At 73.9% G+C, this 8957-nt stretch carries 6 protein-coding genes and 1 pseudogene; all 7 read left to right on the top strand.

The window, feature by feature from the left end; all coding sequences use genetic code 11:
• Positions 1-168 precede the first annotated feature (168 nt).
• The gene (locus NBW84_RS14200; RefSeq protein WP_250285210.1) at positions 169-1503 is read left to right on the top strand and encodes an iron-containing redox enzyme family protein; all 1335 of its coding nucleotides are present in this window, start codon (positions 169-171) and stop codon (positions 1501-1503) included.
• 25 nt (positions 1504-1528) lie between these two features.
• On the top strand, positions 1529-2740 hold the full coding sequence (locus tag NBW84_RS14195; protein WP_250285204.1) for an acyl-CoA dehydrogenase family protein: 1212 nt from the start codon (positions 1529-1531) through the stop codon (positions 2738-2740).
• Positions 2737-4032 (top strand): SidA/IucD/PvdA family monooxygenase, encoded by a 1296-nt coding sequence (locus NBW84_RS14190; RefSeq protein ID WP_250285203.1) that lies wholly within the window; start codon positions 2737-2739, stop codon positions 4030-4032. Before NBW84_RS14195 ends, NBW84_RS14190 begins: the two co-directional genes overlap by 4 nt.
• Positions 4033-4100: 68 nt before the next feature.
• Positions 4101-5216, top strand: a complete 1116-nt coding sequence (locus NBW84_RS14185; protein ID WP_445548718.1) for an NAD(P)/FAD-dependent oxidoreductase — start codon at positions 4101-4103, stop codon at positions 5214-5216.
• The gene (locus NBW84_RS14180; RefSeq protein WP_250285201.1) at positions 5213-7279 is read left to right on the top strand and encodes a class I tRNA ligase family protein; all 2067 of its coding nucleotides are present in this window, start codon (positions 5213-5215) and stop codon (positions 7277-7279) included. Before NBW84_RS14185 ends, NBW84_RS14180 begins: the two co-directional genes overlap by 4 nt.
• The gene (locus tag NBW84_RS14175; RefSeq protein ID WP_250285200.1) at positions 7276-8787 is read left to right on the top strand and encodes an AMP-binding protein; all 1512 of its coding nucleotides are present in this window, start codon (positions 7276-7278) and stop codon (positions 8785-8787) included. Before NBW84_RS14180 ends, NBW84_RS14175 begins: the two co-directional genes overlap by 4 nt.
• Positions 8777-8957, top strand: a pseudogene (locus NBW84_RS14170) (hypothetical protein); the annotation flags it as partial. The gene NBW84_RS14175 and the pseudogene NBW84_RS14170, both read left to right, overlap by 11 nt.

The following is an 8957-nucleotide window of genomic DNA, read 5'->3' as shown; positions in this document are numbered from 1 at the left end:
GGACGGTGCGGACGGTGCGGACGGTGCGGACGGCCGCGGGTACGACCCGGTGCCGCTGCTGGCGGAGTACCTGGCGCTCACCGCTTCTCACCCACCGGGCCGGCCGACCGGGCGCGGCTGCTTGCGGCGGTCCGGCTCGTCGTGCGGCTGGAGAGCGCGCATGTGGCGATGCTCGACGAGCTCGCACGCTGGCACCAGAGCCTGTCGCCGGACGCCGAGGTGGCACTGATCGTCGCCAGGCACGCGCCGTACGCCGGCCGCCAGCACCACCGGGTGCGGATCTCCGGCGTCCCCCTGGACGGCCTGCTCGCCGGCCCGGCGTTCGACGCCGCCGTGTTCGTCCGCCAGCTCCGATCCTCCAGCTACCTCAGGCCACTGCCGACCGGCAGCTGCCCCCTGACCAGGGCGATCAGGTTCGGCGGGCCAATGTTCGGGATCTTCGACGCCGCCGAGGCGCGCACGCTCGAGCGGTGGGCGGCCGCCGTCGCCGCGGGTGAGCCGCCCGGCGCCGACCTGGCCGCCTGCACCGCCGGCGACGATGACGCCGCCGCCTGGCAGCGCGCGCTCGCGTCCGCCGATCCCGGCGACATCGTCGTCGCCGTGCCTCCGGCGCTCGACGAACGCCAGTTCCTGTACCGGCTGGTCAACGTCGAGCGGTTCCCTGGCGTGCTGGCCGCCGCCCACACCCGCGTCGAGCAGGTGCTCGCCCAGGCCGAGGGGATGTTCGAGCTGGGAGCCGCCGGCCGCCACACCGACGCCACCTGGTTCGACTACAGCCCCGCCGCGCTGCGGGAGCGGGTGGAGAGCATCTACTGGACGAAGCTCGTCGGACCCTACCGGCCGCTGGTCGACATCCCGCCCCGGGCAGAGGTGATCAACGGCCAGAAGCGGTTCGCGCTGGGCAACCTCGTCGACGGAGCCTGCACGCACCGGGTCGGCAACACCGGCCGCTTCCACCGCCCCAGCGATGGGCCGCTGTTCGCCCTCTACGCCGACGAGATGGGCCGCGGCGACGTCGCCCGCAACCACCTCACGCTGATCAACCAGGCCCTGGCCAGCATGGGCATCCACCTGCCGCACCTGCGCTCGGAGGAGTTCCGCACCCAGACCGAGCTGCCCGGCCCGACCTACCCGTACGCGACCTACCAGCTCGGCCTGGCGCTGCTCCCGGACTCCCGCTACGAGGAGATCCTCGGCTACCACCTGGGTGTCGAGATGTTCGGCCTCGGCGAGCTGCGGCTGCACGAGACGCAGAAGATGCGCCGTCACGGCTTCGACACCGCCTACGAGGACGTGCACCTGTCCATCGACAACATCTCGGCCGGCCACACCCGCCAGGCGACCGACCTGATCGTCGCCTACCTCGACCACGTCGGACGCACCGGCGGCCCGGCCGCCGTCGAACGGGCCTGGCGCCGGGTGTGGCGCGGCTACGCCTCGTTCGCGTTCTTCGTCGAGCCGCACCTGGCCAGACGCCTGCTGGCGCGGCGGGCCGCCGCATGAGCTCCGACACGAGGATGGCGCGCCGGTGAGCACCCTGGACCCGCGGCTGCTGGCACTGCCGTTCTACGAGCGGCCGCACCGCGAGCTGGCCGAGGCGCTCGGCCGGTTCTGCGACACCCACGCCGGGCTGGCGGCGGCGGCCCGCACCGGCGCGCCGGAGAAGTACGCCGCCCGCGTGCTGCGCGCGCTGGGGGACGCGGGCCTGCTGACACCCGTCGACCTGCGCGCCCTGTGCCTGACCAGGGAGGCCCTGGCCTACACCGAGGACCTGCTCGACTTCGCGTTCTCGATCCAGGAGCTGGCCGCCTGGCCGATCCGGCGCCACGGCACCGACGAGCAGAAGCGGCGCTGGCTGCCCGGCATGGCCCGCGGCGAGCTGGCCGGCGCGTTCGCGCTCTCGGAGGAGCAGGCCGGCTCGGACGTCGCCGCGCTCGCCCTGCGCGCCGTCCCGGACGGGGACGGCGCGGGGTACGTCCTGGACGGGCACAAGACGTGGATCGCCGGCGCCGCGGGCGCCGACGTCTTCTGCGTGGTGGCCCGCACCGGCGACGGCCCGGCCGCGCTGGGCCTGACCGCGCTGCTCGTCCCGGCCGGCACACCGGGCCTGCGGATCGAACCGATCGACATGCTGGCCGAACGCGATATCGCCCGGCTGGAGTTCGACGGCTGCCGGGTCGCGGCCGACGCCGTCCTGGGCGGCCGCGGCGGCGGGTTCGTCGTGGCCATGGAGCTGCTCGAACGCTTCCGCCTCACCGTCGGCGCGGCGGCGCTCGGCTTCGCCCGCCGGGCCGCCGACGCCGCCCTGGCCAGGGCCCGGGGGCGGGCCGCGTACGGCGGGCGGCTGTTCGACCTGCCGACGGTGAAGGCCGGCCTCGCCGACGTCGAGGTGCGGCTGAACGCCGCCGCGCTGCTGGTGGCCAGGGCCGCCTGGGAGGCCGACCGCGGCACCCCGCCGGCCCGGCACGCCAGCATCGCGAAGCTGTACGCCACCGAGGCCGCCCAGCAGGTCGTGGACGCGGCCGTGCAGGTGTTCGGCGCCGCCGGGCTGGTGCGCGACAGCCTGCCGGAGCGGCTGTACCGGCAGATCCGGTCGCTGCGGATCTACGAGGGCGCCTCCGAGGTGCAGCGGCTCGCCATCGCCGACGCCCTGCCGCCGGCCCCGTCGCATGTTCCCCGGGCGGACGCGGGCCCGTCCGCCGAAGACGCCGAAGACGCTGAAAGCGAGTTCTGCTCATGAGGAGTGAGTCCGCGGCGCGGTACCGCTGTGTCGGGATCGGGGCCGGACCGGCCAACCTGAGCCTGGCGGCCCTGCTGCACGGCGACCCGGAGACACCGAACCTGGTCATCGACAGGAAGGCCGCGTTCAGCTGGCACGACGACCAGCTCATCCCCGGGGCGGCCCTGCAGGTGTCGCTGTTCAAGGACCTGGTCAGCCTGTCCGACCCGACCAGTCCGTTCTCGTTCATGGCGTATCTGCACGACCGTGGGCGGATCTACCACTACCTCAACGCGCAGTTCGACAGCGTCCCCCGCGAGGAGTTCCGCAACTACCTGGGCTGGGCCAGCAGCCGCAACGAGAACGTCGTGTTCGGCGAGGAGGCGCGGTCCGTCGACTTCGCCGGCGACACGTTCGCCGTGCGGACCGACCGGCGCACCCTGCTCGCCGACAACGTGGTGGTCGGCGTCGGCACCGCCCCGTGGGTGCCGGCGTTCGCCCGTCCGCACCTGGGCGGCACCCAGTTCCATGTCAGCGAGTTCCGGTCGAGGGCCGTCGGCCTGCGCGACCGGCGGGTGGCGGTGATCGGCGGCGGCCAGTCCGGCGCCGAGGCGTTCCTCGACCTGATCTCCCGGCCGGACGGCGAGCTGCCGCACCGGGTGTCGTGGCTGTCCCGCCGGCGCAACTACTTCCCGCTCGACGACTCGCCGTTCACCAACGAGTTCTACATGCCCTGCCACTCTGACTACTTCGCCGAGCTTGGCCCGAGCGTGCGGGCCGAGGTCAACAGCCAGCAGGTGCTGACCAGCGACGGCATCTCCGAGGCCACCGCCCGGGAGATCTACCAGCGGATCTACGTCCACCGGTTCATCACCGGCGCCCCGCAGCTGACCGGGCTCTACCCCAACCGTGAGGTGGTCAGCGTCGAGCCGTGCTCGCCGGAGGGCTGGAGCATCTCCGTCCGGCACAACGACCCGGCCAGCTGCCTGGAGATCTTCGAAGCGGACATGATCATCTGGGCGACCGGCTTCCGGCCGGCCCGGATGGACTTCCTGGCACCTCTTCAGCCGCGCCTGGAGCGGGAGGACGACGAGTACCGGGTGGACGCCGACTTCGCCGCCCGCTGGGACGGCCCACCCGACCGGAACCTGTTCCTGCAGAACGCCGCCCGCGGGCAGCGCGGTCTGGCCGACCCCAACCTCAGCCTCAACGCCTGGCGCAGCCAGCGCATCGCCGACCGGATCCGCGGCGTCCGCGGCAGGGAGCAGCACCCGGCGTTCATCGAATGGTCGCCCAAGACAGGAGCCCCCTGATGGGCCGAAGGGCGTGCGATCATGGCGAAGCCGCGCGCCCGGAGGCTGCTCTTCCAGAGATGCTGACCATGGACGCCGGGGCCGGGGCCGGGGCCGGGGCCGGGGCCGGGGCCGGGGCTGAGGCTGGGGACGCTGACGCCGACGTTGTCGTGGTCGGGGCCGGCGTGGTCGGCTGCCTGGTGGCCACCGAGGTGCTGGCCCGCGCGCCGCGGCGGCGGGTTGTGGTGGTCGACAGGGGGCTGGCCGGCGGGGGAGCGTCCCGGTTCTCCGCCGGGCTGCACTTCCCGCGCGGGGCCACCCCGCGGGTGCGGGCGATGGCCGCCTACAGCCAGCGCTGGTACGCCGGCCTGCGCCAACGCGACCCTCGGGTGCCGATCCACCCGGTGGGCATGACCGTGATCAGCGCGGACGATGCCGCCGTCCGGGAGCACTACCTTCCCGAGGCGCGGCTGCGCCCGCTTCCCGGGCCGCTTCCCGAGGCGCTTCCCGAGGTTCGGCCGCGCCCGGCCGAGCGGGGCTGGGACGGCGACGGCGCCCACCACGCCGACGTCGCGGCGCTCACCGAACTGCTGGCCGCCCGGCTGCGCGGCCGCGCGGCGTTCCGGGAGGGCAGCGCGGTCACCGCCGTGCGGTCCGCCCCGGCCGGCGTCGTCCTCACGCTGGGCACCGGCGCCCGGCTCACCGCCGGCCGTGTCGTGCTGGCGCCGGGCCCCTGGCTGCCCTGGCCGGAGCTGCTCGCCCCGCTCGGCGTCCGGATCAAGAAGGTCGTCGCCCTGCACGTCGAACGCCCCGTCACCCCGCGTGACCGCGTGACCGTCTTCCACGACGAGGATGCCTTCCTGCTGCCGCTGGCGCACCGCGGCCACTGGCTGTTCAGCTACACCTCGCCCGACTGGGACGTCACCCCGGACGCGCTGACCGGCGGGCTGTCCGCCGACGACCTCGACCGCGGCCGGGCGGTCCTGGCGCGCCACGCCCCGGGGTTCGCCCCGTACTGCGTCTCCGGCCGTGTGTTCTGCGACGCCTACAGCCCCGACCGCGCGCCGATCGTGCGCCCGGTCACCGCCGACGGCCGGGTGCTGTTCGCCGGCGCGGCGGGCGGCTCCGGCTACCGGCTGGCCCCCGCGATCGCCGCCGCGGCCGCCGACCTGCTCGACGGGCTCGACGGGAAGGACACCATATGATCATCGACCGTTCTGCCGACGCCGTGTTCTCCGCGGCGTTCGGGATCGACATGAGCGCGGTCGACGGGCTGGGCACCGGCGCGGCCTGGGGCCGCATCGCGCCGGGCGGCGCCGCGGCGCACCAGCGGCACGACGAGACCGAGCTGCTGGTCATCGTCGCCGGCCGCGGCGAGCTCGTCGTGGGAGCCGCGCACCACCCGGTCGCCGCGGGCACCGTCGCCCTGCTCGAGCCGTTCGAGGACCACGTGGTGGCGAACACCGGGGAGCAGGACCTGGTCTTCCTCACCCAGTACTGGCGCGACGGCGCCCGCGCGGTCTCCTCGGCGGCCCCGGTGGCCAGCGAGCACGGCGACCGTCCGGTGTTCGTCTTCTCCACACCGCCCACCCCCAACGGCGACCTGCACCTCGGCCACCTCGCCGGCCCGTACCTGGGCGCCGACGCCTACGTCCGGTTCCAGCGGATGAACGGTGCCAGTGCCTGGCACCTGACCGGCAGCGACGACTTCCAGTCCTACGTGGCCGACCGCGCCCGCCGGGAGGGCTGGTCGAGCGCCGAGGTGGCCGCGCACTACAGCGCCGAGATCGCGGAAACCCTGCGGCTGATGGACATCCCGCTCGACCAGTACACCGTCACGAACGCCGACCCCGGCTACGTCCCCGCGCTGACGGACTTCTTCACCAGGCTGGTCGGCGCCGAGGCGGTCACCTCGACCGACGGGCCCGCGCTGTTCGACCCGGAGACCGGCCAGTACCTCTACGAGGCCGACGTCCACGGCGGCTGCCCGGGGTGCGGCGAGGCCACCGCCGGCAACATCTGCGAGCTGTGCGGCGAGCCGAACACCGTGGTCGACCTGGCCGGCCCCGTCGCCGGGCCCTCCGGCGGGGCGCCCGTCGCCGGTACGGCCCGCCGCTACGTGCTGCCGTTGCACGAGCACGCCGACGCGGTGCTCGACCACCAGCGCCGCGGCCGCGTCCCGGCCCGGCTGCGGGAGCTCGCCGCCCGGCTGTTCCGCCGGGAGCGGATCGACCTCCCGGTCAGCCATCCCAGTGACTGGGGTATCACCCCACGTGAGACGGACGGCGCCGGCCAGGTGATCTGGGCCTGGCCGGAGATGGCCTTCGGCTTCCTGCACGGCATCCAGCGGCTCGGCGAGCGCCTCGGCCGCGACTGGACGGCCGCCAGGCCGGCCGACGACTGGAAGATCGTCCACTTCTTCGGCTACGACAACAGCTTCTACCACGCGATCCTCTACCCGGCGCTCTACCGGCTCGCCCTGCCCGGCTGGACACCGGACATCGACTACCACGTCAACGAGTTCCTCCTCTACGACGGCCGGAAGTTCTCCACCAGCCGCCGGCACGCCGTCTGGGGCAAGCAGATCCTCGACGCCGACAGTGTGGACGCCGTGCGCTACTTCCTCGCCCGCAACCGTCCCGAGGTGGAGCGGACGAACTTCACGCTCGACGCCTACGAGCACACGCTCACCGCCACCCTGATCGGCACCTGGCAGGCCTGGCTGCACGACCTCGGCGAGCGCGTGGCCGACCACCACGGCGGGGTGGCCCCCGACGCCGGCAACTGGACGCCCGAGCACGCCGGGTTCCTCGGCCAGCTCGCCGCCCGGCTCGGCGCGCTGGCCGCCAGCCTGCGCCCCGGCGGGTTCTCGCTCAACCAGGCCACCGCCGAGCTGGACGCCCTGGTCACCGACACGGTCCGGTTCAGCCGTCGGGAACGCGCGCTGGCACAGGCCGGCGGCATGCCGGACGAGGTGCGCACGGCCACGGCGCTGGAGCTGGCCGCCGCCTGGCTGCTCGCGCACGCGGCCACGCCGGTGATGCCGCGTTTCGCCGCCCGGCTGGCCGAAGCCCTCGGCCAGCCGGCGCCGCGGCAGTGGCCTGCCACGGTCGAGCTGGTCCCGCCGGGTAGCAAGATCACACTTGCTCGGGTCACCTTCTTCCACCCGCCCCGGCCGCTCGGCCCGCTCGGCCCGCTCGGTGCGGCCCACGCGGCCGGACACCCGTCGGACGCCTCGCGGACCCAGCCCAGCGGGAGACCTGCATGATCAACGAACTTCTGGCGTCCACGCCGAACCGTGGGACGCTGCACGTCACCAGGCTGGCCGGCACCCGCGAGATCCCGCTCGCCGAGGTCTGGCGGCTGTCCGGCCTGGTCGCGGCCGGGCTGCGCGCCCGCGGCCTCGGCGCGGGCGACCGGATCGGCATCCTTGCCGCCAACAGCCTCGAGTGGGTGGTGCTCGACCTGGCGGCCCTGCGCCTGAAGGTCGTCACCGCCGGCCTGGAACCGGGCAAGTTCACCCCCACCGGCGAGCTGATGGAGCGCTACAGCCTCTCCCTGCTGTTCACCGACCGTCCGTGCGGCATCCCCGGCGTCGAACAGCTCACGACCCTGCTCGACGACCTGCCCGGCCTGCCCGGCACGGCTGGCGCGGCCCCGCCGCCACCGGTCAGGTACGCCCCCGACGAGATCACCACGATCAAGTTCACCTCGGGGAGCACCGGCACGCCCAAGGGCCTCGGCGCCACCGCCGGCAGCATCGACAGCTCGCTGGACGCCGTCCAGGACATGTTCGGCCACGGCCCCGGCGACAACCTGCTGGTGTTCCTGCCGCTGTCGCTGCTCCAGCAGCGTTACTGGGTGTACTCGGCGCTGCGGTACGGCCACGACGTCACGGTCTGCACCTACGAGTCGGCGTTCGTCGCGCTCACCCAGGTGCGGCCGACCGTCGTCATGGGCGTGCCCGGCTTCTTCGAAAGCGCCCGCGGCCAGATCGAACGCCACGCCCGGCGCACCGGCCGGGACCTCGCCGACGCCGCCCGCGACATCTTCGGCGGCCGCATCCGCTACCTGTGGACGGGCTCGGCGCCCGCCGACCCCGCCACCCTCGCGTTCCTCAACCGGCTCGACCTGCCGATCTACGAGGGCTACGGCCTCAACGAGACGTGCATCGTGGCCAAGAACCACCCGGGCGCGCACCGGGCGGGCAGCGTGGGCCAGGTGCTGCCGGGCAAACAGGTGATCATCGGCGACGGCGGGGTGATCAGCGTCCGCGCCGAGCACCCGGTGAACCGGCGGTACGCCTACTGCGAGCCCGGCGACAGCGAACGGGTCTTCGGCCCGGACGGCGTCGTGCGCACCGGCGACCTCGGGCACCTCGACGCCGACGGCTTCCTGTTCGTCCTCGGCCGCGCCGACGACACGATCGTGCTGGACAACGGCAGGAAGATCGTCGTCAGGCGGATCGAGGAGCATCTGAAGTCCAGCCCGGCGATCGCCGAGTGCGTGCTCTACTGCCCGGCCCAGACCGAGCTGGTGGCGGTCGTCTCACCGGCGTCGGTGCCGGTGGACACCGGCGCCATCGCCGCGCAGCTCACCGCCACCAACCGGGCGCTCGGCGGCGACCAGTACATCCACCGGGTGGTGGTGGCCGACGAGCCGTTCAGCATCGGCAACGGCCTGCTGACGTCCCAGTACAAGCCCAGGCGCAAGCAGATCCGGGCGGTGTACCAGCGCCAGCTCGGCGACCCGAGAAAGGGAATCCATGCGGCCTGACAGCACGCGGCCTGACAGCACGCGGCCTGACAGCACGCGGCCTGACGAATCCAGGCGGCCCGGCATCGAGACCGCCGCCCGGGAGAACCTGGCCGCGGTACTGGCCGTCGACATCGCCCCCGGGGAGATCCAGCCCGACGTCGGCCTCACCGGCACCTACGGGCTGACCT

Source organism: Protofrankia sp. CiP1_Cm_nod2 (assembly GCF_920664355.1).
Taxonomy (GTDB): domain Bacteria; phylum Actinomycetota; class Actinomycetes; order Frankiales; family Frankiaceae; genus Protofrankia.
Note: the sequence above shows the minus strand (reverse complement) of the source record. Positions and strands in the feature narration are given on the sequence as shown.